General features: G+C 73.9%; 19 protein-coding genes. 9 read left to right on the forward strand and 10 right to left on the reverse strand.

Features of this window, described 5'->3' with window-relative positions; translation table 11 throughout:
• Positions 1–72: 72 nt before the first annotated feature.
• Positions 73–1,161 (reverse strand): IPT/TIG domain-containing protein, encoded by a 1,089-nt coding sequence (locus ABZ449_RS37310; RefSeq protein ID WP_360355176.1) that lies wholly within the window; start codon positions 1,159–1,161, stop codon positions 73–75.
• Positions 1,162–1,346: 185 nt separating this feature from the next.
• Between ABZ449_RS37310 and ABZ449_RS37315 the strand changes: the two genes are divergently transcribed.
• From ABZ449_RS37315 to ABZ449_RS37330, 4 genes are all read left to right on the forward strand, one after another.
• Positions 1,347–2,885 carry a hypothetical protein gene (locus ABZ449_RS37315; RefSeq protein WP_360355181.1) on the forward strand — a complete coding sequence of 513 codons (1,539 nt, stop codon included), beginning with the start codon at positions 1,347–1,349 and terminating at the stop codon, positions 2,883–2,885.
• A gap of 77 nt (positions 2,886–2,962) precedes the next feature.
• Positions 2,963–3,838 (forward strand): hypothetical protein, encoded by an 876-nt coding sequence (locus ABZ449_RS37320; protein WP_360355183.1) that lies wholly within the window; start codon positions 2,963–2,965, stop codon positions 3,836–3,838.
• 244 nt (positions 3,839–4,082) lie between these two features.
• Entirely contained in the window at positions 4,083–8,645 is a 4,563-nt protein-coding gene (locus tag ABZ449_RS37325) for a hypothetical protein (protein ID WP_360355186.1), read from the forward strand.
• 19 nt (positions 8,646–8,664) lie between these two features.
• The gene (locus tag ABZ449_RS37330; RefSeq protein WP_360355188.1) at positions 8,665–9,432 is read left to right on the forward strand and encodes a phosphodiesterase; all 768 of its coding nucleotides are present in this window, start codon (positions 8,665–8,667) and stop codon (positions 9,430–9,432) included.
• Here ABZ449_RS37330 and ABZ449_RS37335 read toward each other — a convergent pair.
• Positions 9,395–9,994, reverse strand: coding sequence for a hypothetical protein (locus ABZ449_RS37335; RefSeq protein WP_360355191.1), 600 nt, complete (start codon positions 9,992–9,994; stop codon positions 9,395–9,397). The genes ABZ449_RS37330 and ABZ449_RS37335 overlap by 38 nt on opposite strands.
• A gap of 219 nt (positions 9,995–10,213) precedes the next feature.
• Positions 10,214–10,909: an FCD domain-containing protein gene (locus tag ABZ449_RS37340; protein WP_360355194.1), complete on the reverse strand. Its 696-nt coding sequence runs from the start codon at positions 10,907–10,909 to the stop codon at positions 10,214–10,216.
• Positions 10,910–11,060: 151 nt separating this feature from the next.
• On the opposite strand from ABZ449_RS37340, the gene ABZ449_RS37345 reads away from it, so the two are divergent.
• Positions 11,061–11,615 (forward strand): gluconokinase, encoded by a 555-nt coding sequence (locus tag ABZ449_RS37345; protein ID WP_360355196.1) that lies wholly within the window; start codon positions 11,061–11,063, stop codon positions 11,613–11,615.
• Positions 11,616–11,688: 73 nt separating this feature from the next.
• Positions 11,689–13,083 (forward strand): gluconate:H+ symporter, encoded by a 1,395-nt coding sequence (locus ABZ449_RS37350; protein WP_360355199.1) that lies wholly within the window; start codon positions 11,689–11,691, stop codon positions 13,081–13,083.
• Between the two features lie 412 nt (positions 13,084–13,495).
• On the opposite strand, the gene ABZ449_RS37355 is transcribed toward ABZ449_RS37350, so the two are convergent.
• The 5 genes from ABZ449_RS37355 to mmuM all read right to left on the reverse strand — a co-directional run bounded on the left by ABZ449_RS37355 (position 13,496) and on the right by mmuM (position 19,834).
• Positions 13,496–15,088, reverse strand: coding sequence for a glycerol-3-phosphate dehydrogenase/oxidase (locus ABZ449_RS37355; RefSeq protein WP_360355202.1), 1,593 nt, complete (start codon positions 15,086–15,088; stop codon positions 13,496–13,498).
• A gap of 175 nt (positions 15,089–15,263) precedes the next feature.
• Positions 15,264–16,784: a glycerol kinase GlpK gene (gene glpK / locus ABZ449_RS37360; RefSeq protein WP_360355205.1), complete on the reverse strand. Its 1,521-nt coding sequence runs from the start codon at positions 16,782–16,784 to the stop codon at positions 15,264–15,266.
• A gap of 100 nt (positions 16,785–16,884) precedes the next feature.
• Positions 16,885–17,604 carry an MIP/aquaporin family protein gene (locus ABZ449_RS37365; protein WP_360355208.1) on the reverse strand — a complete coding sequence of 240 codons (720 nt, stop codon included), beginning with the start codon at positions 17,602–17,604 and terminating at the stop codon, positions 16,885–16,887.
• Between the two features lie 324 nt (positions 17,605–17,928).
• A complete protein-coding gene (locus ABZ449_RS37370; RefSeq protein WP_360355210.1) occupies positions 17,929–18,693 on the reverse strand; it encodes an IclR family transcriptional regulator in 765 nt (254 codons plus the stop codon).
• A gap of 196 nt (positions 18,694–18,889) precedes the next feature.
• On the reverse strand, positions 18,890–19,834 hold the full coding sequence (gene mmuM, locus ABZ449_RS37375; RefSeq protein WP_360355212.1) for a homocysteine S-methyltransferase: 945 nt from the start codon (positions 19,832–19,834) through the stop codon (positions 18,890–18,892).
• Between the two features lie 176 nt (positions 19,835–20,010).
• On the opposite strand from mmuM, the gene ABZ449_RS37380 reads away from it, so the two are divergent.
• From ABZ449_RS37380 to ABZ449_RS37390, 3 genes are all read left to right on the forward strand, one after another.
• Positions 20,011–20,916: an NUDIX domain-containing protein gene (locus tag ABZ449_RS37380; RefSeq protein WP_360355215.1), complete on the forward strand. Its 906-nt coding sequence runs from the start codon at positions 20,011–20,013 to the stop codon at positions 20,914–20,916.
• Between the two features lie 51 nt (positions 20,917–20,967).
• Positions 20,968–21,552 (forward strand): NUDIX domain-containing protein, encoded by a 585-nt coding sequence (locus ABZ449_RS37385; RefSeq protein ID WP_360355217.1) that lies wholly within the window; start codon positions 20,968–20,970, stop codon positions 21,550–21,552.
• Positions 21,553–21,693: 141 nt separating this feature from the next.
• Entirely contained in the window at positions 21,694–23,712 is a 2,019-nt protein-coding gene (locus ABZ449_RS37390) for an acetoacetate--CoA ligase (RefSeq protein WP_360355220.1), read from the forward strand.
• A 71-nt stretch (positions 23,713–23,783) separates the two neighbouring features.
• Here the strand turns inward: ABZ449_RS37390 and ptsP are convergent, their stop codons facing one another.
• Together ptsP and ABZ449_RS37400 are read right to left on the reverse strand one after the other, a co-directional pair.
• A complete protein-coding gene (gene ptsP, locus ABZ449_RS37395; RefSeq protein ID WP_360355222.1) occupies positions 23,784–25,454 on the reverse strand; it encodes a phosphoenolpyruvate--protein phosphotransferase in 1,671 nt (556 codons plus the stop codon).
• A 98-nt stretch (positions 25,455–25,552) separates the two neighbouring features.
• Positions 25,553–26,002 carry a PTS glucose transporter subunit IIA gene (locus ABZ449_RS37400; RefSeq protein ID WP_360355224.1) on the reverse strand — a complete coding sequence of 150 codons (450 nt, stop codon included), beginning with the start codon at positions 26,000–26,002 and terminating at the stop codon, positions 25,553–25,555.
• Between the last annotated feature and the right edge of the window lie 494 nt (positions 26,003–26,496).

A 26,496-nucleotide genomic window follows, 5' to 3' on the forward strand; every position in this document is an offset into this window, starting at 1 on the left:
CCCGTAACGCTGTGGTGCCCGGGCTCCGCCGAGCCCGGGCACCACCGACGGACAGGACGCCGCCTGCTGTCGTTACGCCGTGTACGTGTACGTCACCGGAGCGCTGGTCCCGCCGGCCGTCGTGACGGTGACGCCGACGGGCCCGGCCTGGGTGCCCGCCGGGGCCGTGGCCGAGCAGAAGGACGGGCCGCAGGAGACGTGCGTGGCCGGCACGCCGCCGAAGGCCACCGTCCCGTACGTCAGGTTGCTGCCGAACACGTTCACCCTGGTCCCGCCGGCGGCCGGCCCGGACGTGGGGGAGAGGCTGCTGACCGCCGGTGCGGCCGGGGGCGGCGGCGGGGCGCCGGTGTAGTCGAAGGCGGCCGGGGACGCGGCGGTGCCGCCGGGCGTCACCACGGTGACCGGGGCGCTGCCCGAGCCGCCCGGGGTGGTCACCGTGCAGGAGGTGCCGGTGCAGCTGCCGGGTGCCGGGACGCCGCCGACCAGCACCATGCCGTTGGTCAGGTTGCTGCCGCTGACGGTCACCGCGGTGCCGCCGGCGCCCGGGCCGGTGGTGGTGTCGAGGCCGGTGACGGTCGGGGCGGCCTGGACGGTCGCCGGCAGGAGGCTCTGGGTGCCGAGGTCGTAACGGGAGATGTGGCCGGTCGGGTCGGTGTCGTTGGGGTTGGCGGCCGTCACCGTGATCACGCCGGCGATCGGCACGCCGGGGGTGGTGCGCAGGCTGAGCTTCATGAACTCGTACTTCCCGACCACCCGGGTGCCGTTCAGCACGGCCTCCAGGTGGCGGCCGTCGGGGGAGAGGGTCGAGCTGAAGGTGTAGTCGTACGGCATGGAGTAGAACATCGCACCGTCGGTGGTGACGCCGGGCGGCAGGTCGACGGTGAAGTGCGTCGGGCCGGTCAGGTCCGCGGTGCCGGACGAGGTCCAGCCCGCCGACATGTTCCCGGTGGTGAAGAAGCCGCCCGGGTAGTTCCCGCTCTGCGACACGGTCACGTGTTGGGCGGAGGTGGACGTCGCGGCGGTCGAGGTGGCGGAGGCGGGCGTCGGTGCGGCCGGTGCGGCCGCTGCGGCGGTGGCACCGGTGACGAGGACGGCACCGGTGGCGAAGGTGGTCACGGACAGCGCGGCGGCGAGGCCCGCTTTGGCCAGTCGGGTGATCATAGGTCGATCATCACCGAACAAGCGCGCCGTCCTCACGCTTTTCTCGAATGCCGGTTCGGGAATGGCGGGATCTCGTCGAAACCACGTTCCGAATCCGTCACCCGCACCGCCGTCCACCTGCCGCTCCGCCCGCCCGCAAGGTCCGTTTCGGTCGATGTCGGTGCGAACCTCTAATCTTGTCCCCCGTGACCGCCATCGCAGACCCGCCCACCGAGTCCGGCCTCCGCCCGCCCGCCGGCCCGGCCGCCGCGCGCACCGCGCCCGGCCCCGCCGCCGACGAGGGCCTGGCCCGCCGGCTCAAGGCGCTGGCCTGCACCGCCCCGCTGCACGACCTGGACAACCGCAAGGTCAACCTGGCCGGCGAGTACGGCGGCTACGCGATGGCCGAGGTCGGCCTCGCCGCGATCGACCTGGTCACCCTGAACATGGACTTCGACACCGGGGCCGACCGCGAGATAGTGCTCGCCCGGCTGCTGCCCCGGGTCGCCGTCCAGGCCGTCGGCCGCCCCGCCGCCGAGCACGAGCGGGTCGCCCGCTGGGTGCTGGAGTCGCTGATCAACGTCGGCAGCGTGGACCGCGGCTTCCGCGCCGTCTACGGCACCTTCGGAGCGGACGGCGAGTACGTCCGCCGGGACTACGACTTCAAGCTGATCGAGGAGGTCCCCGGCCCGGACGGCGGCGTCTACCTGCGCACCACCGACGAGGCGGTCAACGTCCTGGTCGGCGCGCTCGACACCGACGTCACCTCGGCCCAGATCGCCGCCGAGGTCAAGCTGGAGGTGCTGATCCGCCGCGGCCGGCTGGCCGACGCCCAGCTCGCCGCCGAGCAGGCCCGTTACCGCACCGTCCAGTACGCCGAGACGCTCCGCCGCGCGCTGGACGCCACCCGCCGCAACGTCCGCGCCGTCGACTGGATGCGGGCCATCCCCGACCTCATCGAGGAGGCGCTGGACCACATCGCGGACCGCTACCGGCACGAGAACGCGATTCTCACCAACATCCGCAAGGCCCGCGACGAGGCCGAGGACCCGGAGCACAAGCGCCGCGCCGCCGAGCTGGTCGACATCGTCAAGGACTGCATCCGCCGCCACACCCAGCTCCAGACCCGCCTGCTGGAGGCCGGCCCGCTGTTCCGCGCCGAGCAGGACCGCCAAGCCTTCTCCACCCCCGGCGCCCGCAGCGGCATCGACCTCTACGGGCAGCTGCTCGCCCCCGTGCTGCGGTTGCCGATAGAGCAGGCCGTCCGTCCCACCGGCGCGTTCTTCGCCCGTGGCGCCGGTCTGCGCACCCCCGTCTCGGTCCGGGTCACCGACCTGATCGACCTGCTGCTCACCCCGCCGGTCGAACGCGAGCACCTCGGCGCCGAGCTGCCCGATCCGGACCTGGTCGCCACCCCGGACGACAGCCGGTTCTCCGAGGCCCAGCTGGAGTCCGCGATGATCCTGCTCGACCTGCCCCCGGACGCCCCCCGCCGGCTCTCCGGCCTGCTCGCCGACGCCCGCAAGCAGGACCCGGACCTGCCGTACCTGGTCGCCCTGCTCGCCGTGCACGCCGCCAGCCCGCCGGTCGGCACCGCCTACCGCCAGGGCGAGGAGCGGCTGCTGTTCGCCGTGGACGACGGCACCCCGCTGCGCGACCCGGAGTTCGGCGGCGCCGACCTGATCGTCGGCAGCGCCCTGCTCGACGCGGTCGGCATGGCCGCCGACCGCAAGGACGCCGGCTGACCGGCCGGGAAGCACACGTTGCCGGGACCAACCTTGACGAACCGTAACCACCGCGCCACCCCCGAGGAGCACCGCCCGTGACGACCCACCACGACACGTCCTGGGCGACCGAGAGCGAACCCGCGGCCCCCGCACCGATCACCCCGGCCGACGTCGCGGACGCCGCCCGGCTGGTCTCCTTCGGCCTCCAGGCCAAGCTGCTGCCCGCCCGGGACGCCGAGTACGCCGAGCTGGTGCGCCGCCACCGCGAGGACCCGCCGTTCGCCCGGCTCGCCGACGCCATCGCCACCGGCATGGGCCTGGTCGTCCTGGAGGTCTCGCCGCGGGCCGGCATGGCCGTGGCCGCCGCCGAGGACTCGCTGTTCGCCGTCCGGATGGGCGACTACTCGCGCCGCGCCGCCTCCGAGTCCACCGACCGCTTCCTGCACGGCCTCGCCCACCTGGCCGTCGCCGCGATGGCCTTTCCCCGCCCCGAGGACCTCGCCGACGACGGCTACCTCGGGCGGATCACCGTCAACGGCGTCGACTCCTTCGTCCGCCAGGCCTGCCGCCGCCTGGAGGAGCAGGCCGACGCCGAGGGCGCCAACACCGACCCGGCCTCCGACGCCCCCGGCCTGGAGGCCGCCTGGCGGGTCTGGGCCCGGCGCACCGCCACCGGCGCCACCAAGGACGCCCGCCGGCTCTCCGGCTCCACCATCGGCATCGTCGCCAAGGCCGTGCTGTTCCTGGTCGACTCGGGCTTCCTGCAGAAGGTCTCCGACGACTCCGGCGGCACCTACCGCACCACCGCCCGCTACCAGCTCCAGGTGCGCGACCTGGCGGGCAGCGCGGCCATGGCCGAACTGCTCGACCTGGGCATCGTCCCGGTCTCCGACGGCACGGCCAGCCTGCTGCCGCCGGACACCGGCGACGAACTGGTCGCCGACGCGGGCCTGCCGTTCCACTCGCTCTGAGTCCCGGAGCCCTGAGTCCCGGAGCCCTGAGTCCCGGAGCCCTGAGTCCCGGAGCCCTGAGTCCCGGAGCCCTGAGTCCCGGAGCTCAGAGCCTACCCGCTCCGAGCCCACCGCGCCGGCCTCCCGCCGAGCGCACCCGGTCCCGACCACCGCGCCGGTCCCGGACCGCCGCGCCGGCCCACCCACCCCGAGCCGGCCCGCCGCCCATCCCTCACGCCACGCAAGCCACGGAGAACCGCCGCACATGTACGAGCTCAACCGGGTCCGCCTCTACTCGATCGGACCGGCCGGCGCCCGTTACGCCGACACGGTGCTCGACCTGCGCGGCGTCGGCGAGCCGGTCGCCGACCCGGCCCCGCAGCAGATCGGCCTGTTCGGCGAGGAGACCGACGGCCCGGTCCGCCGCCCCGCCCCCGCCGGCGTGCTCTTCCTGGAGAACGGCGGCGGCAAGTCCGTCCTGCTCAAGCTGATCTTCTCGGTCATGCTCCCCGGCCACCGCAACACCCTCGGCGGCGCCAGCTCCGGCGTGCTGCGCAAGTTCCTGCTCGCCGACGACTGCGGCCACGTCGCCCTGGAGTGGCAGCACACCGTCACCGGCGAGCTGATCGTGGTCGGCAAGGTCAGCGAGTGGCGCGGCCGCCAGGTCTCCTCCGACCCGCGGAAGTTCGCCGAGACCTGGTACTCCTTCCGTCCCGGCCCCGGCCTGACCCTCGACTCGCTGCCGGTCGCCGAACGGGTCAGCCTGGCCGGCGACCAGAAGGCCCGCGGCCGCCGCCGCACCATGAAGGGCTTCCGCGACGCCCTCACCGAGGCCGGCAAGGCCCACCCCCACCTCGACCTGGTCTTCGAGGACGGCCACGACCGCTGGACCGAACACCTCGGCGAACTCGGCCTCGACCCCGAACTCTTCCGCTACCAGCGCGAGATGAACGCCGACGAGGGCGAGGCGGCCGGCCTCTTCGCGGTCAAGCACGACAGCGACTTCACCGACCTCCTGCTGCGCGCCGTCACCGACACCCGGGACACCGACGGCCTCGCCGACCTCGTGCACGGCTTCGCCGCCAAGCTCGGCCGCCGCGCCGAACTCACCGCGGAACGCGACTTCACCGCCGGCTCACTGGACCTCCTGGAGCGCATCGCCGAGTCCACCACCGCCCGCGAGACCGTCCGCGAGGCCCACCGCACCGCCGAGCGCCGCACCCGCCGCCTCGCCCACGCCCTCGCCTCCCGCGCCACCGCCGAGCGCGACCGCGCCCAGGACCTCGCCATCGAGGTCGCCGCCGCCGCGAGCGCCGTCACCGCCGCCGAGGCCGACCGCACCCGGCACAGCCTGATCACCGACGAACTCACCCACCGGCACGCCACGTTGAGCCTCACCGCGGCCACCGCCGAGGCCGCCGCGCTTCGCCGCGAACTCATCGACGCCCGCACCCTGCACTCCGCCTGGCAGGCCGCCGAGGCGGTGCTGCGCCAGCGCGCCGCCGCCGACCGGGTCGCCCGGGTCGCCGCCGCCATCCGCGAGGCCGAACTGGACGCCGCCCCCGCGCTCGCCGCCCGGGCCCGCGCGGCGACCGCCCTGGCCCGCGCCCTGGAGGCCGCCGCCGCGGCCGCCGAGTCCCGCGCCGACACCGAGGAGGAGCGCGCGGGAGAACTCCAGGAGGACGGCGGCAAGGCGCAGTCCGATGCCACCGAGGCCGCCACCGCCGCCCAGAAGGCCCGCAGTGAGGCCGAGCACCTGCGCCAGCGCCTCGCCGAGGTCGAGCAGGAGACCGAGGCCGCCGTCTCGGCCGGCTTCATCGACGCCGACGGCGACGTGGACCCGGCCCGCGCCGCGCTGCACGCCGCCGACGTCGAGAAGGCCGCCGCCGCCGCGCTCGCCCAGGCCCGTACCGCCGCCGAGTCCGCCGCCGCCCGGCTGCGCGAGTCCGCCGCCGCCACCTCGCGCGCCGAACTCGCCGCCGAGCGGGCCGGCGACGCCCGCAAGGACGCCGCCCGTGCCCTCGCCGGCGAGCAGCGCACCGCCGCGCTGCTCGCCACCGAGGAGCGCCTCGCCGACCTGCTCTCCCTGACCCCCTACCAGGACGGCGCCGAGGAGGACGCGGGCTTCCTCACCCCCGCCGTGCTCGACCGCAACGCCGAGTACCTGCGCGAACTCCTCGACGAGTCCATCGCCACCGCCGAACGCACCCTGTTCGACCTCCGTACGGCCGCCGCCGACGACTCCCGCATCCTCGCCGCCCTCGGCGACGGCGGTCTGCTGCCGCCCGGCCCGGACGTGCTCGCCACCGTCGAGTACCTCGCCGAGCACGGCATCCCGGCCCTGCCCGGCTGGCGCTACCTCGCCCAGTCCGTCGACCCGGCCGACCACGACGCGATCCTCGCCGCCCGCCCCGAACTGGTCGACGGCGTGGTCGTCACCGACCCGTCCTCGCTGGAGCGCGCCCGCGAGGCCCTGCAGGCCGCCGCCCTGCTGCCGCGCTCCACCGTCGCCGTCGGCGCCGCCGCCTCGCTGATCGCCCCGATCACCGACGAGCCGGCCTTCTTCCTCGTCCCGCCGAACCCGGCCATGCACGACGAGTCCGCCGCCGACGGCGAGCGCCGCGAACTGCGCGCCCGGGCGAGCGCGCGCGAGGAGCACATCCGCGAACTGGCCGGCCGCCTCGGTGCCGACCGCGCCCTCGCCGCCCGCCTCGCCTCCTGGCACGCCAGCTGCCCGCCCGGCACCCTCGCCGAACTCGCCGCCGCCGCCGAGGCCGCCCGCGAGCACGCCGAACAGGCCGCCGCCGCCCTGGGCACCCTGCGCGCCGACCACGACGAGGCCGAGACCGACCACGCCGTGGCCGCCTCCGCCCACGAGGAGCACCGCGAGGCCGCCCAGCGCGCCCGGCGCCGCGCCGACGCCCTCTCCGGCCTCGCCTTCCGGCTGCGCGAGCGCGGCAACTGGGCCCGCCGCCAGCGCGAACTCGCCGAGGACGCCGCCGAGTGCGACCGCCGCCAGACGCTGTGCGCCGAGCGCGCCCGCACCTGCGACGAGGACCGCCGCGCCGCCCAGCGCGCGGCCGACGACGCCCGCCGGACGGCCCGCGCGCTGCGCGCCGAACGCGCCGAGATCCCCGCCGCCGAGCAGTCCGACGAGCCCGCCGAGACCGCCCCCGCCGCGCTGCCCGCCCTGCGCGAGGCCTACCGCGCCGCCTCCCAGCTGTACGAGAAGGTCGGCGTCGGCGCCGACCTGCGCGCCGAACAGGCCCGCGCCGAGGGTGACGAGGCCGCCGCCGCGGCCGAACTCGACCGTCTCACCAACAAGGTGCGCACCCGCGCCGAGGAGCTCCTCGGCAGCCCTGACGGCGCCGACGGCCCGGCTCGCCAGGCCGCCGCCGTCCGCGCCGAGGAACTGGTCGCCACCATCGAGGCCCGCTCGGCCGCCGCCAGCGAGCAGCTCGGCCGGCTGCGCGGCGAGGCCGAACGCTCCGCCCCCGCCGACGGTGAGGCGCACACCGAGCTGCCCGAGGACCTCGTCCCCACCGATCCGGAGCACGCCCAGGCCCTGCTGCGCACTGCCACCAGCCGCCTCGCCGAGCGCCGCGAGGCCCTGGACGCCGCCCGTGCCGCCCACGCCGACCTCCAGCGGACCTTCGACACCGCCCAGGCCGCCGCCGCCGACTTCGACGAGCTGGCCGGTCAGCTGCGCGACGGGCTGCGCGACCACCAGGAGGACCCGGACGACCCGGTCGAGCCGTACCTGGGCTCGCTGGCCGAGGCCCGTACCGGCGCCACCGAGGCCCGCCGCGCCCTGCGCACCGCCGCCGGCGAGCTGTCCAGCGCCGAACTCGCCGTCCGCGATGCCGCCGACGCCCTGGTCCGGCACGCCAACGCGGCCCGCTACGAGGCCGTCCGCACCCCCGCCCGCCAGCAGATCCGCGAACTGCCGGCCTCCGCGCTGCCCGAGCACGCCGCCGCCTGGGCCGCGGCCTTCGCCCCCCGGCTGCGGGTGCTCACCGACGAGCTCGCCCAGCTGGAGAAGAACCGCGGCTCGATCGTGGACCGGCTGCGCGGCCTGGTCGAGTCCTCGCTCACCACCCTGCGCGCCGCCCAGCGGCTGTCCCGGCTGCCCGAGGGCCTGGGGGAGTGGTCCGGCCAGGAGTTCCTCCGGATCCGCTTCGAGGACCCGGACCACGCCACCCTGGTCGAGCGCCTCGGCGAGGTCATCGACGAGGCCACCCGCGCCGCCGTCAAGAAGAACAGCGACCTGCGCCGCGACGGCATGTCCCTGCTGCTGCGCGGCGTCGCCGCCGCGATCGGTCCCAAGGGCGTCAGCGTCGAGATCCTCAAGCCCGACGCGGTGCTGCGAGCCGAGCGGGTCGGCGTCGGCCAGATGTCCGACGTCTTCTCCGGCGGCCAGCTGCTCACCGCGGCGATCGCGCTGTACTGCACGATGGCCGCGCTGCGCGCCAACGACCGCGGCCAGTCCCAGCTGCGGCACGCCGGCACGCTGTTCCTGGACAACCCGATCGGCCGCGCCAACGCCACCTACCTGCTGGAGCTCCAGCGGGCCGTGGCCGACGCGCTCGGCGTCCAGCTGATCTACACCACCGGCCTGTTCGACACCACCGCGCTCGCCGAGTTCCCGCTGGTGATCCGTCTGCGCAACGACGCCGACCTGCGAGCCGGCCTCAAGTACATCTCGGTCGAGGAGCACCTGCGCCCGGGCCTGCCCGCCGCCCCGGACCCGGACGGCCCGACCATCCACGGCGAGATCACCGCCACCCGGATGTTCAAGCGTCCCGCGGAGGTTCCCGCTCAGGCCTGAACTGGTTAGCGTGATCGACATGTTGACGATCGCGCACCTCAGTGACATCCACCTCGGCCAGGTCCACCGCCGGGACGGCGGCAAGCGAGCCCGGCGGCGGGCCGAGCAGGTGATGGCGTACCTCGACGCCCTGCCCGGCCCGCTGGACGCGGTGCTGGTCACCGGTGACCTCGCCGACCACGGCCTGCCCGGGGAGTACCGGCAGGTCGCCGAGGTGTTGGCCTCCCGGCACCCGGTGCTCACCTGCCCCGGCAACCACGACTCCCGGGCGCCGTACCGGGAGGTGCTGCTCGGCGAGGCGCCCGGGGAGGGGCCGGTCAACCGGCTGCACCGACTGCCGGGCGCCGACGTGCTGATGCTCGACTCCTCCATACCCGGGCAGCACGACGGCCTGCTGGACGAGCGGACGCTGGACTGGCTGGACGCGCAACTCGCCGAGGGGCGCGCCGAGTTGCCCGCCCTGGTGGCCTTCCACCACCCGCCGGTCGAGCTGCACCTGCCGTACGTCGACCCGATCCGCCAGTTCGGCGAGGAGCGGCTGGCCCGGGTCCTGCGACGGCACCCCCGGGTGGTCGCCCTGTTCTGCGGCCACTCGCACACCCCCGCGGCGACCACCTTCGCCGGTCTGCCGCTGCTGGTGGCGCCCGGCGTGGTCTCCACCGTCACGCTGCCCTGCGAGGGCGGGCGCGGCATCTCGTTCGACCACCCGCCGATGCTGGCCTTCCACGTCCTGGACGGGGGCCGCCGGCTCACCACCCACTACCGGGCGCTGCCGGTGCGCGACTGACCGACTCGCCCGGCGCTACGGGTGGTTGGTCTGCACCCGGGCCTGGCGCGGCGGCTGTTGCGGTGACGGGCGGCGGCGGTTGGTGCGGCTGCTGATGAGGCTGCTGGTACGGCGCTCGCTGCGGCTGGTTCCCCGGTCCGTACGGCTGCTGCCGCCCCGGACCGCCGTACGGCTGCGGCGGCTGCGACTGCGGCTGCGGAGACTGCGGCGCCTCGTACGGTTGCCGGTACACCGAGGACGAGCCGGGCCGGGGGAACGGCCGCGCTGCCAGCGGCTCGGTGGGCGCCCGGCTGCCCGCCATCGGGTGCGCGGAGCCGGGCGCCCGCGTCCGCTGGGCCGCGACCTGGCGGGAGATCAGGATCTCCAGCAGGCACCACATGGTGCCGAACACCCCGAGCCCCATCGCCAACAGCGCCGGCGTCAGCAGCCAACTGCCCGCGTACGAGGCCAAGGTCGCCACCACGACGCCCACCAGGGTGAAGGACAGGCAGAGCACCGCCCGGACTGCGGCGGCGCGCACCTCGTCGGGCAGGCGGCGACGGCGGCGGCGTGGCACGGACATCGAGCGACCCCCAGGCACGTGGCGCGTGTTCTGTGAAGCATACGGAACGGGCGCACACGAAACGCGCCCCTCGCCTCACTCTGCCCAGCCGAACCAGGACTATGCGTCCGAAACCGTCGAACTGCCGCCAAATCGTGTCATCAGGACGGTTCCCACAGGCCCGGCGGCTCCGGCGGGCCCGCGGCCCAGTGGCCGGGGCGGCCCCCGGGAGCCCGCGGCTCAGTCCAGCTGGAGGTTCAGCTCCTCCAGTGCGCCGGTCACGATCGTCCGCATCGCCTGCTCGGCGTGGACGGCGTCCTGGGCGCAGATCGCCTCGGCGACCTCGCGGTGCAGCCGGATCGCGTACGGCTCCGGCTGATGGGGCATCAGATGATACTCGGTCCGACCGGTGAGCACCGCCGCGACGGTGTCCCCGAGGTGGGCGAACATCTCGTTGCCCGAGGCACGCAGCACCAGGGAGTGGAAGGCGATGTCGTGCTCGAGGAAGGTGTTCAGGTCGGCGGCCCGCGCGGTGACCGTCAGATCCACGGCCAGCGAGCTGAGTTCGCGCCGCTCGTCGTCGCTGGCGTGGGTGGCGGCGAGCGCGGCGGCGGCCGGTTCGACGGCCACCCGCAGCGAGCCGAGCGAGCGCAGCTGGGCGGGGCGGTCCGCGCCGGCCAGGCGCCAGCGGATCACCATCGGGTCGAAGACGTCCCAGAGCGACTTCGGCTGGACGGTGATCCCGACCCGGCGCCTGGAGGCCACCATCCGCATCCCCTCCAGGATGCGCACCGCCTCCCGGACGACCGTCCGGGACACCCCGAACCGGCGCTCCAGCTCCTCCCCGCGCAGCACCGCGCCCTCGGGGATCTCCCCCGACGCGATGGCCGGCCCGAGCTCGTCAAGCAGCCGCCCGGGCAGCCCCTGGATCTCCATCCGACCAGCGTAGACGCCCGCCCCGCGGACCTTCGCGTCGCCCTGCGATCCAGGCCACACCTCAAAAGTATGACGATTTGGTTTCCGGCACTTGAATACGTCATATCTTTGAGGCGATAGTGGCGGCCAGGCAACGAAGGAGCACCACCCCATGGCTCTCAGCGTCGAGAACCACGACCTCCCGCAGGCCCCCCTCACCGTGGTGGTGATGGGCGTCTCGGGCGTCGGCAAGACCACCCTGGCCCGCCTGCTGGCGGACCGCCTCGCCCTCCCCTTCGCCGAGGCGGACGACTTCCACCCCGCGGCCAACATCGCCAAGATGTCCGCCGGGATCCCGCTGGACGACCGGGACCGCGCTCCCTGGCTGCGCGCCATCGGCGCCTGGCTGAAGGAGCGGACCGAGGCCGGCACCGGCGGTGTGGTCACCTGCTCGGCGCTGAAGCACCACTACCGCGACACCCTGCGCGCGGCCTGCCCGGGTGCCTTCTTCCTGCACCTCAGCGGTGGCCACGAGCTGGTCGAGGACCGGCTCAGCCACCGCACCGGCCACTTCATGCCGTCGTCGCTGCTCGACTCGCAGTACGCCGCCCTGGAACCCCTGGGGGCGGACGAGCGCGGTGCCGTCCTGGACGTCGGCCCGTCCCCCGAAGAACTCGTCGAGATGGCCGCGGCGCTGCTGCGGCCCGTCAATGGAGACCTCACGTGAGCGAGCGAAGCGAGCGAGCCATCAGAAGGCGCGCACTGGCGCATGCCCCTGCCGAGCGAAGCGGGGCGGGCGCATGAGCATTGCCCCCGCTCTGCTGGCGGCCGCCCCACCGGCCCTGCCGCACACCAGCAGCGACTCCCAGCTGCTGATCGCGGTGCTGCTCAGCATCGGTGCGATCGTCGTACTGATCACCAAGCTGAAGCTGCACCCGTTCCTCGCCCTCACGCTCGGCTCCGGTCTGCTGGCCGCCGTCGCGGGTGCCCCCTTCGACAAGCTGCTCAGCAGCTTCTCCACGGGCTTCGGCTCCACCGTCGCCAGCGTCGGCCTGCTGATCGGCCTCGGCGCGATGCTCGGCAAGCTGCTCGCCGACTCCGGCGGCGCCAACATCATCGCGGACACCGTGCTCTCCCGGACCGGCAACAAGGCGCTGCCCTGGGCGATGGCGCTGATCGCCGCGGTGCTCGGCCTGCCGCTGTTCTTCGAGGTCGGGGTCGTCCTGCTGATCCCGATCGTGCTGCTGGTCGCCCGCCGCGGCAACGTCCCCCTGATCCGGATCGGCATCCCGGCCCTGGCCGGCCTGTCGGTGCTGCACGGCCTGGTGCCCCCGCACCCGGGCCCGCTGGTCGCCGTCGACGCGCTGAAGGCCGACCTCGGCATCACCCTGGCGCTCGGCCTGCTGATCGCCGTCCCGACCCTGATCATCGCCGGCCCGCTGTTCGCCCGGCTGGCCGAGCGCTGGGTCGGCTCGCTGGAGATCCCGGCGGCCACCGCCCCCGAGGAGACGGCCAAGCGCGAGCACACCCCGTCCTTCGCCGCCGTGCTGGCCACCATCCTGCTGCCCGTCGTGCTGATGCTCGGCAAGGCGCTGGCCGACGTCGTGATCGACGACCCGAAGGCGCTGGGCCAGCGGGTGTTCGACTTCATAGGCTCCCCGCTGATCGCCCTGCTCGCCGCGACCCTGCTCGGCATGGTGACCCTCGGCAAGGCGGCCGGCTTCGACAAGGCCCGGATCTCCGACACCGTCGGCAAGTCGCTCGGCCCCATCGCCGGCATCGTGTTCATCGTGGGCGCGGGCGGCGGCTTCAAGCAGACCCTGATCGACGTGGGCGTCGGCAACGCGGTGAGCGAGTGGTCCGGCAAGTGGCACATCTCGGCGCTGCTGCTGGGCTGGCTGATCGCCGTGCTGATCCGACTGGCCACCGGCTCGGCGACCGTCGCCACGATCACCGCCGCCGGCATCGTCTCCCCGCTCGCCGCGAACATGTCCTCGACCCACGCGGCGCTGCTGGTGCTCGCGATCGGCGCCGGCTCGCTGTTCTTCTCGCACGTCAACGACGCCGGCTTCTGGCTGGTGAAGGAGTACTTCGGGATGAGCGTCGGGCAGACGCTGAAGTCCTGGTCGGTGATGGAGACGGTGATCTCCGTGGTCGCCATCGCCCTGATCCTGCCGCTCAGCCTGATCATCTAGCGCGCGGAACCAGCCGGCGCGCCACAGAGCCCGTGACCGCGCCACAGAACCGGCGCGCCACAGAACCGCCGCACGAAGCAGCGAAGCCGAGGGGCGGCACCCGTGACCGTACGGGTGCCGCCCCTCGGCGTTTCCTCGGGCCGGCCGGGCCCCGCTCAGCCCGGCAGCCCCGACAGCACCGGACCGGCGCCCGCGCCGACCTGCTCGTCCTCGACGGCGACCCGCTCGCCGACCTCGCCGTGCTCACCCGCCCCGACCTCCGCCCGAAGCGGGTGGTCAAGGCCGGCGTCCCGGCCCGAAGGCCCCGAAGGCCCGCCGGAGCAGAACGCCGGAACGACGGAACGCCGGAACGCCGAAACGGCGGGCGGGCGCCCGGGAAAACCCGAACGCCCGCCCGCCGTGAAGGACCGAACTACTTCGCGCGCTTCGCGAGGAAGGCCTCCACCTCGGCCTTGATCTCCGGCGTGTCCAGCCCGCGCACCGTCATCGTGGTGCGGCGGCGCAGCACGTCGTCCGCGGTGTACGCCCACTCGTTGTCCGCCGCGTACGCGACCTGGGCCCAGACGTCCGGCCCGTCCTCGTGGATCGGCCGGCCGAGCTCCGGGTTCTCGTCGATCATGCGGGCGATGTCGAAGGACAGGGTGCCGTAGTGGCTGGCCAGGTGCTTGGCCACCAGCGGCTCCATCCGCGAGCCCGGCTCACGGTCGATCAGCAGGCGGTGCGCCACCGCGTTCGGCGCGCCGACGCCCGGGAGCGGGACGGTCGGGGCGATCGGGGACATGTCCTCGCCGAGGCTGGTGCCGGGCACGTGGGCCAGCTTCTCCAGCACGGTGCGGCCGATGTGCCGGTAGGTGGTCCACTTGCCGCCGGAGACCGACAGCATGCCGCCGCGGCCCTCGGTGACGACGGTCTCGCGCTTGGCGGCAGCGGTGTCGCCCGGCCCGCCCGGCAGCACGCGCAGGCCGGCGAAGGAGTAGGTGATCAGGTCGCGGTCGAGGTGCTCGTCGCGGATCGCGTGCGCGGCCTCGCCCAGGATCTGGTCGACGTCCGCCTCGGTGGCCCGGACGTCCTTCGGGTCGCCGGTGTACTCCTCGTCGGTGGTGCCGAGCAGGACGTGGTCCTCCCACGGGATGGCGAAGGAGACGCGGTACTTGTCGATCGGGATGGTCAGCGCGGCGCGCCACGGCGAGCGGCGCTTGACGACCACGTGGGCGCCCTTGGAGAGGCGGATCGACGGCGCGGCGCCGGCGTCCTCCATCTTGCGCAGGTGGTCCACCCACGGGCCGGTGGCGTTCAGCACCAGGCGGGCGTCGATGCCGAACTCGCTGCCGTCCAGGCGGTCGCGGAGCTCGGCGCCGGTGACCCGGCCGCCGGTGAAGCGCAGGCCGGTGACCTCGGCGTGGTTGAGCACCACGGCGCCGGCGTCGACGGCGGCGCGCACGGTCATCACGGCGACGCGCGAGTCGTTCATCTGGTGGTCGCCGTAGACGGCCACCGAGCGCAGGCCCTCGGTGCGCAGCGCGGGCACCTGCTGGGCGGCGTGCGCGGCGGTGGAGACCCGGCCCATGCCGTCGCGGAAGGCGGACAGCGCGGAGTACAGGAAGACGCCGGCGCCGAGCTTGGCCGCGCCGTGCGGGCCGCCCTTGTAGACCGGCACGAAGAAGGTCAGCGGGTTGACCAGGTGCGGGGCCACGTCGGTGGAGAGCGCGCGGCGCTCCTTGTGGTTCTCCGCGACCAGCTTGACCGCGCCGGTCTGCAGGTAGCGCAGACCGCCGTGGACGAGCTTGGAGGAGGCGCTGGAGGTGGCGCCGGCGAAGTCGCCGGCGTCGACCATGGCGACCTTCAGGCCGGCCTGGGAGGCGGTCCAGGCGACGGCCGTGCCGAGGATGCCGCCCCCGATCACCAGCAGGTCGTAGGTGGCCTTGCCGAGCAGCTCACGGGTCTCGGCGCGGGAGGCGGTGTGGCCGGCGGTGCGCTCGGCACCCAGGGTCGGGATGGTTGCCATGGTGGTTGTGTACGGCCCACGGCGCAGGCGGGCCGTTACTCCTCTCGTGTGCGGTGCGGCCCCTTCGGGAGGGACCGGGTCGGCCCGGTGCGGCGGGCCGGTGAAACACAGTGGTCCCCGCTGCCGGAACAGCGGGCGGCCGGCCGGGGCCCGGGGGCCCCGACCGGCTCGTCGATCAGTTGTCCTCTTCCTCCTCCACCCAGCCCATGGTGCGCTCCACGGCCTTGAGCCACTTCTTGTACTCACGCTCCCGGGTGGCCTCGTCCATGCGCGGGGTCCACTCGGCGGCGCGGTGCCAGTTGGCCCGCAGGGTGTCGAGGTCGTTCCAGAAGCCGACGGCGAGTCCGGCCGCGTAGGCGGCGCCGAGGGCGGTGGTCTCGGCCACGTACGGGCGCTCGACCGGGGCGTCCAGGACGTCGGCGATGTTCTGCATGAGCAGGTTGTTGCTGGTCATGCCGCCGTCGACCTTGAGGGCGGTGAGCTCGACCCCGGAGTCCTTCTGCATGGCGTCGACGACCTCGCGGGTCTGCCAGGCGGTGGCCTCCAGGACGGCCCGGGCCAGGTGGCCCTTGGTGACGTACCGGGTCAGACCGGCGATCACACCGCGGGCGTCGGAGCGCCAGTACGGGGCGAACAGGCCGGAGAAGGCCGGGACGAAGTAGGCGCCGCCGTTGTCCTCGACGGTGCTGGCGAGGGTCTCGATCTCGGCGGCGGTGGAGATGATGCCGAGCTGGTCGCGCAGCCACTGGACGAGCGAGCCGGTGACGGCGATCGAGCCTTCCAGGGCGTACACCGGGGCCTGGTCGCCGATCCGGTAGCCGACGGTGGTCAGCAGGCCGTGGTACGAGTTGACGATCTTCTCGCCGGTGTTCAGCAGCAGGAAGGTGCCGGTGCCGTAGGTGGACTTGGCCTCGCCCTCGTCGAAGCAGGTCTGGCCGAACAGCGCGGCCTGCTGGTCGCCGAGCGCGGAGGCGACCGGGACGCCGGCGAGGTCGCCGACGGCCTCGCCGTACACCTCGGCGGAGGAGCGGATCTCCGGCAGGACGGCCATCGGCACGCCCATCGACTCGGCGATGCTCTCGTCCCAGGCGAGGGTCTTGAGGTTCATCAGCATGGTGCGGCTGGCGTTGGTCACGTCGGTGACGTGCTTGCCGCCGTCGACACCGCCGGTGAGGTTCCAGATCACCCAGGTGTCCATGGTGCCGAACAGGATGTCGCCGGCCTCGGCGCGCTCGCGCAGGCCCTCGACGTTGTCCAGCAGCCAGCGGATCTTCGGGCCGGCGAAGTAGCTGGCCAGGGGGAGGCCGGTCTCGCGGCGGAAGCGGTCCTGGCCGACGTTGCGGCCCAGCTCGCGACAGAGCGCCTCGGTGCGGGTGTCCTGCCACACCAGCGCGTTGTGCACCGGCTCGCCGGTGTTCTTGTCCCACAGGACGGTGGTCTCGCGCTGGTTGGTGATGCCGATCGCGCGGATGTCGTCCCTGGTCAGGCCGGCCTTCTCCAGCGCGCCGCGGACGACCGACTGGACCCGGGTCCAGATCTCGGCGGCGTCGTGCTCGACGTAGCCGGGCTGGGGGAAGATCTGCCGGTGCTCCTGCTGGTCGACGGAGACGATCCGGCCGTCGGCGCCGAAGATGATGCAGCGGCTGGAGGTGGTGCCCTGGTCGATCGCGGCGATGTAGTTACCGGTGGTGGTCATGGGGAGGGTCCTCGGCTCGGGTTCGGGGGATACGGGGTGGGTGGGCCTGACGCGCGTCGTTCCGGTCAGTCCCCGTGTGTGGCGGGGTCGAACCCGTCCTTTAGAAGATGGCGTTGTAGACGCCGCCGGCCGCGAGGCCGCCGAGGATCGGGCCGACGACCGGGACCCAGGCGTAGGACCAGTCGGAGCCGCCCTTCTTCGGGATCGGCAGCAGGGCGTGCGCGATGCGCGGGCCGAGGTCACGGGCCGGGTTGATCGCGTAGCCGGTCGGGCCGCCCAGCGAGAGGCCGATGCCGACGACGGTGAAGGCGACCATCAGGGTGCCGGTGCCGGACTGGGAGAGGCCGGAGTTGGTGCCGATGGTGAGGATCGCGAAGCAGAGCACGAAGGTGCCGATGACCTCGGTGAGCACGTTCTGGATCGGGTTCCGGATCTCGGGGCCGGTCGAGAAGATGCCGAGGGTGGGCTCCTCGTTCGCGTTGAACTGGCCCAGGTAGGTGGCCCAGACCAGCACGGCGCCGATGATCGCGCCGAGCAGCTGGGAACCGAGGTAGAGCGGCACCTGGCTCCACTCGCCGCTCTTCACCGCGAGGGCGATGGTGACGGCCGGGTTCAGGTGGGCGCCGGACTTCGGAGCCGACATGTAGGCGGCGATGAGGACCGCGAATCCCCAGCCGAAGGTGATCGCCAGCCAGCCGGCGTTGACGGCCTTCGACTTCTTGAGGGTCACGGCGGCGCAGACGCCACCGCCGAGGAGTATCAGGGCGGCGGTGCCGAGGGTTTCGCCGACGAAGACGTCGCCGTTGGAGAACGCGGACACAAAGACTCCCTTGTCCATATGGCCCGGAGGGTAGGTGGGGGCAGGCGGCCGGTCGATCGCTGTGCGGGTGAGCGCACTGTGGGAGCGATCTCTCCGGCCATCGTTCGACAATGTCGACCGTCATGCGGAAGCTTCCTCCCCAGGTCGCCCCCTCGTCAAGGCAGGGTTACGCAGCTGTGACCCTCGCCTCGGAGGGTCCGTCGACGTTACCGAGCGGAGCGCCGCGAAACAGGACAAAACGCCAGAGGCGCGGACAGGCCTCCCGGCCGTCCGCGCCTCAGCGTGACGAATCGGCGGCCCTCGGCGAGCCGCCCGTGGATGTGCTCAGAACCGCCCGGCACCCAGGTCGCGGGAGATCGCCCGCGCCGCGCTGCGCACCGAGGCCACCAGCGAGGGCTTCACGAAGCCGTCCTCGCAGACCCGCTCGACCGCCCCGCTGATGCACACCGCGCCCACCGGGTTGCGCCGCCGGTCCTGGATCAGCGCGCCGATCGAGGCCACGCCCTCCCAGGTCTCCTCGATCGAGTCGGCCCAGCCGCGCTCGCGGATCAGCGCGCACTCGGCGTCCACGTCGGCCGCCTCGGTCAACGTCCGCACGGTGTACGACTCGTACGGACCGTCGCCCAACTCCCCACGCGCGACCGGGTCGTAGGCCACCAGCACCTTGCCCAGCGCGGTGCTGTGCAGCGGCTGCATCGAGCCCACCTCCAGCACCTGCCGGGTGTCGTCCGGCCGGAACACGTGGTGCACGATCAGCACGCCCTGCTGGTGCAACACCCCCAGGTAGACCGTCTCCCCGGACGCCCGGGCCAGGTCGTCCGCCCACACCAGCGCCCGCGCCCGCAGCTCGTGCACGTCCAGGTAGCTCTGCCCCAGCCGCAGCAGTTCGGCGCCCAGCTGGTACTTGCCGGTCTCCGGATCCTGCTCGACGAACCCCTCCTGCTGCAGCGTGCGCAGGATGCCGTGCGCGGTTCCCTTGGCCAGGTCCAGCGCCGTCGCGACCTCGGACAGGCCCAGCCGGCGCTCGCCGCCGGCCAGCAGGCGCATGATCGCGGCGGCCCGGGAAAGCGACTGGATCGGGCCGGGCATGGGTACCTCCGCGCTGACAGGCGGTCGACATTGTCGACCGCAGTGATGACGGGACGAGTCTGCCAGGCCGCCCTCACTCCGTGCACCTTCCCCCCGGGTAACCCGCCCCGGGTCCACGTCGGCGGCGGCTCGGCCCGCGTCCCGGGCTGCCGTGTGCGCGGACGACCGGCGACGCCCCCTCGCCGCGCCCGCGCCGTCAGCCCATCGCCCCCGCGCGCTGCGCCCGCAGCACCGTCACCTCCGCCGCCAGCGCCGCGATCCCGTCCGTCCCGACCCGGCAGCAGCCGCCCACCAGCCGGGCGCCGTCCGCGAGCCAGCCGCCCACCCGGGCCGAGCGGAAGGTCGGCTCGCCGCGCCAGTCCCGGCGGGCGGCGTCCCAGTTCTCCCCGCTGTTCGGATAGACCACCACCGGCTTCCCGGTCACCTCGGCGGCCACCGCCACCGCCCGGTCCGCGTCCTGCGGCGTGCAGCAGTTGACGCCCACCGCGATCACCTCGTCCACCTCGGCGGCCGGCGCGAAGGCCTCCGCCAGCGGCTGCCCGGCCCTGGTCCGGTCGCCCTCGATGCTGTACGACAACCAGGCCGGCATCCCCAGCCCGCGCACCAGCCCGAGCAGCGCCCGCGCCTCGTCCGCGTCCGGAATCGTCTCCAGTGCCAGCACGTCCGGCCGCGCCGCCGCCAGCACCTCCAGCCGCGGCCGGTGGAAGTCCGCCAGCTCCGCGACGCTCAGCCCGTACCGGCCCCGGTACTCCGAGCCGTCCGCCAGCACCGCCCCGTACGGGCCCACCGAGGCCGCCACCCAGCGCCGCCGCCCGCCCGGCTCCGGCCGCGCCGCCTCCCGGGCCAGCTCCACGCTGCTCGCCAGCAGCCGCGCGGCCTGCGCCCGGCCGACCCCGCGGCGCGCGAAGCCCTCGAAGCTCGCCTGGTAGCTCGCGGTTATCGCGACGTCCGCGCCCGCCGCGAAGTACGCCCGGTGCGCCGCCAGCACCGCCTGCGGGTCGTCCGCCAGCAGCCGGGCCGACCACAGCTCGTCCGAGAGGTCGTGCCCGGCCGCCGCCAACTGGGTCGACAGACCACCGTCGAGCACCAGCGGACCGGCGGCCAGCGCGGCGGCGAAGTCCGGCGGGGGAGCAGCGGGCATGTCGACCTCCTGAGGAAGAGTTCCTGGTCACAGCCTAGGGGCGGGCGCCCCCAGCCGAGCAGGAAAAGCATTTGCCGCCGGGGAACGGACTCGCTACGTTGTGCTCAGCCCGAGAAGAACAGCACCGGCCGGCACAGGCCAGGGTGGCACCGGAGAGCACGGAGAGGAGCCCGGCGATGGCAGCGGACGACCAACCGGCCCCCACCGGGCCCGGAGCCGAGCAGGAGTGGCTCGCCGCGTACGACCCGCGCGCCTACGCCCCGATCGCCGTCACCGTGGACGTGGTCGCCCTGACGCTGCGCCACGGCAGCCTGCACGTCCTGCTCGTCGAACGCGGCGCCCCGCCCTACCAGGGCTGCCGGGCGCTGCCCGGCGGCTTCCTGCGGGCCGGCGAGGAGAGCCTCGACGAGGCCGCCGCCCGCGAGCTCGCCGAGGAGACGGGCCTGCTGAGCGCCTCCGGGGCCGGGGCCACGCTCTGCCGCCTCCACCTCGAACAGCTCGGCACCTACGGGGCCCCCGAGCGGGATCCGCGGATGCACGTCGTCTCCGTCGCCTACCTCGCCTTCGCCCCGGACCTGCCCGACCCCCAGGCCGGGACGGACGCCGCGGCCGCCGCCTGGCACCCCGTCTCCGACCTGGACCTCCGGCCGTGCGGCCGGTCCCGAGCCGCCGGTGCGCCTGCCGACACCCACGGGGGTGGTGTCGACGGGCGCACCGGCCCCTGCCCGCTCACGCTGGCCTTCGACCACGCCCGCATCCTCGCCGACGGCCTCGACCGGGTGCGCGCCAAGCTCGAGTACAGCCCGCTGGCCACCGCCTTCCTGCCGCACGACTTCACCATCCCCGACCTCCGCGCCGTCTACGAGGCGGTCTGGGACGAGAAGCTCCACCCCGGCAACTTCCACCGCAAGGTGCTCTCCGTGCCCGGTTTCGTCGAGAGCACCGGCGCCACCACCGAGCGCGGCGGTGCCCGCGGCGGCCCCCGCGCCCGCACGTACCACGCCGGCGACGCCCGCCTGCTCCACCCCGCGCTGCTCCGCCCCACCCGCGACGACCCGGCCGACGGCACCGCGGCACCCTGAGGTTCGGCGGCCCGCGGCAGCACCGCCGACCGACGGGGCTACCATCCGGCCATGACCACTGACGAAGCGACGACCACCGGCGGAGAGACCACCACCGGCGAAGCCCAGCGGGCCGCCCACCGGCCGTTCTCGCACTGCCACTTCTGCGGCACGCCCTACCCGCCCGGCACCCGCCTCTGGCCCCGCACCTGCCCCGGCTGCGCCGAGATCAGCTACCGCAACCCCCTGCCCGTCGCGGTCACCGTCCTCCCCGTCACCCTCCCCGACGCCGACCCGGCCCTGGTCGTCATCCGCCGCACCATCGAACCCGGCTACGGCGAACTCGCCTTCCCCGGCGGCTACATGGACTACGGGGAGAGCTGGCAGCAGGCCTGCGTGCGGGAACTGCACGAGGAGACCGGCATCTCCGCCGACCCGGCCGAGGTCACCCTGATCCACACCGCCTCCGACCCCAACGGCCGCTTCGTCATGCTCTGCGGACTGCTCCCGGCCCGCCCGCTCGCAGACCTCCCGCCGTCGCGCCCCACCGACGAGACCGACGGCTGGCTGCTCGCCACCGCCGAAACCCCGCTCGTGTGGGACTTCCACAACGGCGTCCTGCGCCGCTGGTTCGGCGGCGAGTTCACCCCCCGCTGACCACCCCGCCGATCTCCCGCCGACCCACCGGCCGACCCTGGCGCGGCGGGCGATCACATGGCATGGTCTGCACCGACAGCCCAACCGGACGGGTCTGCCACGAGCGCTCCCGTCCCCACCACCGGCCGGGAGACCACCACCGTGAGCACCCCACCACAGGACCAGCCGCTCTGGCGCCCCAACCCCGCTCGCGCCACCGCCACCTCCCTGGTGGCCTTCCAGGCCTGGGCCGCCGAACACCACGGCGCCCCGGCCGCCCCGCTCGCCCCGGCCGACGACGACCAGCAGGCCGCCCAGCGCTACGCCGACCTGCACGCCTGGTCCACGGAGGACCTCGACCGGTTCTGGACCGCGATCACCCAGTGGTTCGACGTCCGCTTCACCCAGGCCCCCGAGGCCGTCCTCGCCGACCCGGCCATGCCCGGCGCCCACTGGTTCCCCGGCGCCCGCCTCAACTACGCCGAGCACGCGCTGCGCGCGGCCGAGGATCCCGCGAACGCCGACCGCCCCGCGATCCTCCACCTCGACGAGACCTCCGAGCAGCCGGTCGTCCTCACCTGGTCCGAGCTCCGCCGCCAGGTCGGCTCGCTGGCCGCCGCCCTGCGCGCCCGCGGCATCGGCCCCGGCGACCGGGTCGGCGCCTACCTGCCCAACATCCCGCAGGCCGCCGTCGCCCTGCTCGCCACCGCCGCCGTCGGTGCGATCTGGACCAGCTGCGCCCCCGACTTCGGCGCACGCAGCGTCCTCGACCGCCTCCAGCAGATCGAACCCGCCGTCCTCTTCGCCATCGACGGCTACCACTACGGCGGCAAGGACCACGACCGCACCGAGGTCGTCGCCGAACTCCGCCGCGAGCTGCCCAGCCTGCGCACCGTCGTGCACGTCCCGCTGCTCGGCGCCCCCGCCCCCGAGGGAACCCTGAGCTGGGACGAGCTGGTCGCCGACGCCGTCGAGCCGGTCTTCGAGCCGGTCCCCTTCGACCATCCGCTCTGGGTCCTCTACTCCTCCGGCACCACCGGCCTGCCCAAGGCCATCGTCCAGAGCCAGGGCGGCATCCTGCTGGAACACCTCAAGCAGGCCGGCCTCCACCTCGACCTCGGCCCCCAGGACCGCTTCCTCTGGTACACCTCCACCGGCTGGATGATGTGGAACTTCCTGCTGGCCGGCCTCCTCGTCGGGTCCACGATCGTCACCTACGACGGCAGCCCCGGCCACCCGGACACCGGCGCCCTCTGGTCGGCCGCCGCCCGCACCGGCGCCACCGTCCTCGGCACCTCCGCCGCCTACGTGATCGCCAGCCGCAAGGCCGAGCTCCACCCGGGCCGCGACCTCGACCTCTCCGCGGTGCGCTGCATCGGCACCACCGGTTCCCCGCTCCCGCCCGACGGCTTCCGCTGGATCTACGACGAGGTCAAGGAGGACGTCTGGCTCGCCTCCGTCAGCGGCGGCACCGACGTCTGCTCCTGCTTCGTCGGCGGCGTCCCCACCCTCCCCGTGCACGTCGGCGAGATCCAGGCCCCCTGCCTCGGCGCCGCCGTCGAGTCCTGGGACGTCCAGGGCAAGCCGCTCACCGACGCCGTCGGCGAACTCGTCGTCACCAAGCCCATCCCGTCGATGCCCACCCGCTTCTGGAACGACCCCGAGGGCACCCGGTACCACGACAGCTACTTCGACACGTACCCCGGCATCTGGCGCCACGGCGACTGGATCACCGTCACCTCCCGCGGCACCGTCGTCATCCACGGCCGCTCCGACTCCACCCTCAACCGCCAAGGCGTCCGGATGGGCTCCTCGGACATCTACGAGGTCGTCGAGCGCCTCCCCGAGATCGCCGAATCCCTGGTCATCGGCCTGGAGGAGCCCGACGGCGGCTACTGGATGCCGCTGTTCGTCGTCCTCGCCCCCGGCGCGGAACTGAACGACGACCTGATCGGCCGCATCCGCACCGCACTGCGCACCGAGCTCTCCCCGCGCCACGTGCCCGACGAGGTCATCGCCGTACGCGGCCTCCCGCACACCCTCACCGGCAAGCGGATCGAGGTCCCGGTCAAGCGCATCCTCTCCGGCACCCCGCTGGAGCAGGCCGTCAACCCCGGCTCCGTCGACCGCATCGAGCACCTGCGCTTCTTCGAACAGCTCCGCCTCGACCGCCAGGCCTGACCGGCCCCGGAGCAGACGAGAGGGGCGCCCCCACCCGGGATGGTGGGGGCGCCCCTCTTCCTCGTTCCCGACTACTCGCCGGAGAGCACCTGCTGCGCCGCGGCCCGCGCCTCCTCGGCGCTGTCCGCGGCCCGGGCCGCCTCGGCCGCCCGGCGGCACTGCGCCAGCGTGTACTTGGCGAGCGCGGTCCGCACGTAGGGGATCGAGGCCGCGCCCATCGAGAGGCTGGTGACGCCCAGCCCGGTCAGCACCACGGCCAGCAGCGGGTCGGAGGCCGCCTCGCCGCAGACGCCGCAGCTCTTGCCGGCCGCCCGCGCGGCGTCGGCCGCCGCGGCGACCAGGTCCAGCAGGGCCGGCTGCCACGGGTCCTGGAGCCGGGCCAGCGCACCGACCTGACGGTCGGCCGCGAAGGTGTACTGCGCGAGGTCGTTGGTCCCCAGCGACAGGAACTCGACCTCCTGGAGGATCGCCCTGGCACGCAGCGCGGCCGACGGGATCTCCACCATCGCGCCGAACTTGGCGTCCAGCCCGGCCTCGCGGCAGGCGGTCGCGAAGTCCTTGGCGTCCTTGCGGTCGGCCACCATCGGGGCCATCACCTCAAGGTGCACCGGCAGGCCCTCGGCCGCCTTGGCCAGCGACTCCAGCTGGGTCCGCAGCACCTCGGGGTGCTCGAGCAGGGTGCGCAGACCACGCACGCCCAGGGCCGGGTTCGGCTCGTCGGCCGGCGTCAGGAAGTCCAGCGGCTTGTCCGCTCCGGCGTCCAGCACCCGGACCACGACCCGGCCCTCGGGGAAGGCCTCCAGCACCTTGCGGTACGCCTCGACCTGCTTCTCCGCGCCGGGAGCCTTCGCCGAGTCGTCCAGGAACAGGAACTCGGTGCGGAACAGGCCCACGCCCTCGGCGCCGTTCTCCAGCGCGGCCGGCACGTCGGCCGGGCCGCCCACGTTGGCCAGCAGCGGCACCCGGTGCCCGTCCGAGGTCTGCCCCGGGCCGGAGGAGGCGGCCAGCGCGGCCTTGCGCTCGGCGGCGACGGCCCGCAGCTCGTCCTGCTTCTCCTGGGACGGCTCCAGCAGCACGTCGCCGGAGCTGCCGTCCACCGCGACCACGGTGCCCTCGGCGACATCGATCGCACCCGGCAGCGCCACGACGGCCGGCACGCCCATCGCCCGGGCCAGGATGGCGCTGTGGCTGGTCGGCCCGCCCTCCTCGGTCACGAAGCCGAGCACCAGCGTCGGGTCGAGCAGCGCGGTGTCGGCCGGCGCCAGGTCCCGCGCGAACAGCACGTACGGCTCGTCGCTGTCCGGCACGCCCGGCATCGGCACGCCGAGCAGCCGGGCCACGATCCGGTTGCGCACGTCGTCCAGGTCGGCGACCCGTCCGGCCAGGTACTCCCCGGCGGAGGCGAGCAGCGCCCGGTAGGCCGCGAAGGCGTCGTAGATGCCGCGCTCGGCACTGCTGCCGACGGCGATCCGGCGGGACACGTCGGCCATCAGCTCCGGGTCCTGCGCCATCAGCGCCTGGGCCTCCAGCACGGCCTGGGCCTCGCCGCCCGCGAGGTTGCCGCGCGCGACGAGGTCGGCGGCGACCGCGTCGACGGCGGCCTGGGCGCGAGCCTGCTCACGCGGGGCGTCCTCGGTCGGGATCTGGGTGGTCGGGGGCTCCAGCACCGCCGTCCCCATGTGCCGCACCTGGCCGATCGCGACCCCGTGGCTCACGCCCACGCCGCGCAGCGTCTTCTCCATGTCACCTGTCTCCGCTGAGATGAGCGGCCCCGCCGGGAACCGCTGTGTGTGGGGGCCGCCCCGTCATCTCGTCCGGGGCGGGTGTCGGAAGGAAGGGGTCAGCTCCAGCTGAACAGCTGCTCGCCCGCCTTGGCGTCGCCGTCCTCCCGCAGCTCGCCGAGCGTGTCGGCGGTGGCCTCCAGCGCCACGACCGGCGAGATCGGCGACTTGCCCGCGGCCTCGACGGCTGCCGGGTCCCACTTGATGACGGCCTGACCGCGGGTCACCGTGTCGCCCTTGTTGACGAGCAGCTCGAAGCCCTCGCCGTTGAGCTGGACGGTGTCGATCCCGAGGTGGGTCAGCACACCGTGGCCCTCGGCGTCCACGACGACGAACGCGTGCGGGTGCATGGAGACGACGACACCGTCCACCGGAGCGACCGCCGTGGTCTGCTCGCGAACGGGGTCGATCGCGGTGCCCGGGCCGACCATCGCACCCGAGAACACCGGGTCGGGCACGCCCGCGAGCCCCACGATCTTGCCGGTCAGCGGCGACGTCACAGTGGTCATGGTTGTGCCTCCCAAGTGCGCAGTACAGCGAGCGGCCGCGAGGAGCGGCATGACGATCAACCGAAGCCTAAATCATGTCAACTTTGGACATCTGCTGACATTCCCGGGCGAAGACCCCGCCCCTGCCTGCCTGGCCGGCGACTCGTCGACCCGCGAGTGGTCTAGTCCTGTTGGCTCCGATGTGCCGCACTCTACAGGCATCTTGGCGAATCGGGACCATTGCTGTATATGCTCGCGAGAGCAACAAATCATGCCGCCGTCCGGGCGACTGTCGGTGCGCCCCGGTTCGCGCTCCGGCTGCCGAGCCGCTATGGTTGGTCGAGTCGCCGCGACTCAGCGGTTAACGCCAGATTTCAGATGCGAAAAGCTCCGGTAAACGGGGCGGAAATCATCTGCTAGGCTGGAAACACGAAAGAACGAAGCCCGGAGGGTCCGCTGGAAGGCGGTCCGAAGGAAGCGTCCGTTCCTTGAGAACTCAACAGCGTGCCAAAAGT

Source organism: Kitasatospora sp. NPDC005856 (assembly GCF_040629945.1).
GTDB lineage: Bacteria > Actinomycetota > Actinomycetes > Streptomycetales > Streptomycetaceae > Kitasatospora.

Coding starts and splice junctions, on each gene's coding strand:
- ABZ449_RS37310 (WP_360355176.1), bottom strand. CDS start 1,161: ATGATCACCCGACTGGCCAAAGCGGGCCTCGCCGCCGCGCTGTCCGTG.
- ABZ449_RS37325 (WP_360355186.1), top strand. CDS start 4,083: ATGTACGAGCTCAACCGGGTCCGCCTCTACTCGATCGGACCGGCCGGC.
- ABZ449_RS37330 (WP_360355188.1), top strand. CDS start 8,665: ATGTTGACGATCGCGCACCTCAGTGACATCCACCTCGGCCAGGTCCAC.
- ABZ449_RS37335 (WP_360355191.1), bottom strand. CDS start 9,994: ATGTCCGTGCCACGCCGCCGCCGTCGCCGCCTGCCCGACGAGGTGCGC.
- ABZ449_RS37340 (WP_360355194.1), bottom strand. CDS start 10,909: ATGGAGATCCAGGGGCTGCCCGGGCGGCTGCTTGACGAGCTCGGGCCG.
- ABZ449_RS37345 (WP_360355196.1), top strand. CDS start 11,061: ATGGCTCTCAGCGTCGAGAACCACGACCTCCCGCAGGCCCCCCTCACC.
- ABZ449_RS37350 (WP_360355199.1), top strand. CDS start 11,689: ATGAGCATTGCCCCCGCTCTGCTGGCGGCCGCCCCACCGGCCCTGCCG.
- ABZ449_RS37355 (WP_360355202.1), bottom strand. CDS start 15,088: ATGGCAACCATCCCGACCCTGGGTGCCGAGCGCACCGCCGGCCACACC.
- glpK (WP_360355205.1), bottom strand. CDS start 16,784: ATGACCACCACCGGTAACTACATCGCCGCGATCGACCAGGGCACCACC.
- ABZ449_RS37370 (WP_360355210.1), bottom strand. CDS start 18,693: ATGCCCGGCCCGATCCAGTCGCTTTCCCGGGCCGCCGCGATCATGCGC.
- mmuM (WP_360355212.1), bottom strand. CDS start 19,834: ATGCCCGCTGCTCCCCCGCCGGACTTCGCCGCCGCGCTGGCCGCCGGT.
- ABZ449_RS37380 (WP_360355215.1), top strand. CDS start 20,011: ATGGCAGCGGACGACCAACCGGCCCCCACCGGGCCCGGAGCCGAGCAG.
- ABZ449_RS37385 (WP_360355217.1), top strand. CDS start 20,968: ATGACCACTGACGAAGCGACGACCACCGGCGGAGAGACCACCACCGGC.
- ptsP (WP_360355222.1), bottom strand. CDS start 25,454: ATGGAGAAGACGCTGCGCGGCGTGGGCGTGAGCCACGGGGTCGCGATC.
- ABZ449_RS37400 (WP_360355224.1), bottom strand. CDS start 26,002: ATGACCACTGTGACGTCGCCGCTGACCGGCAAGATCGTGGGGCTCGCG.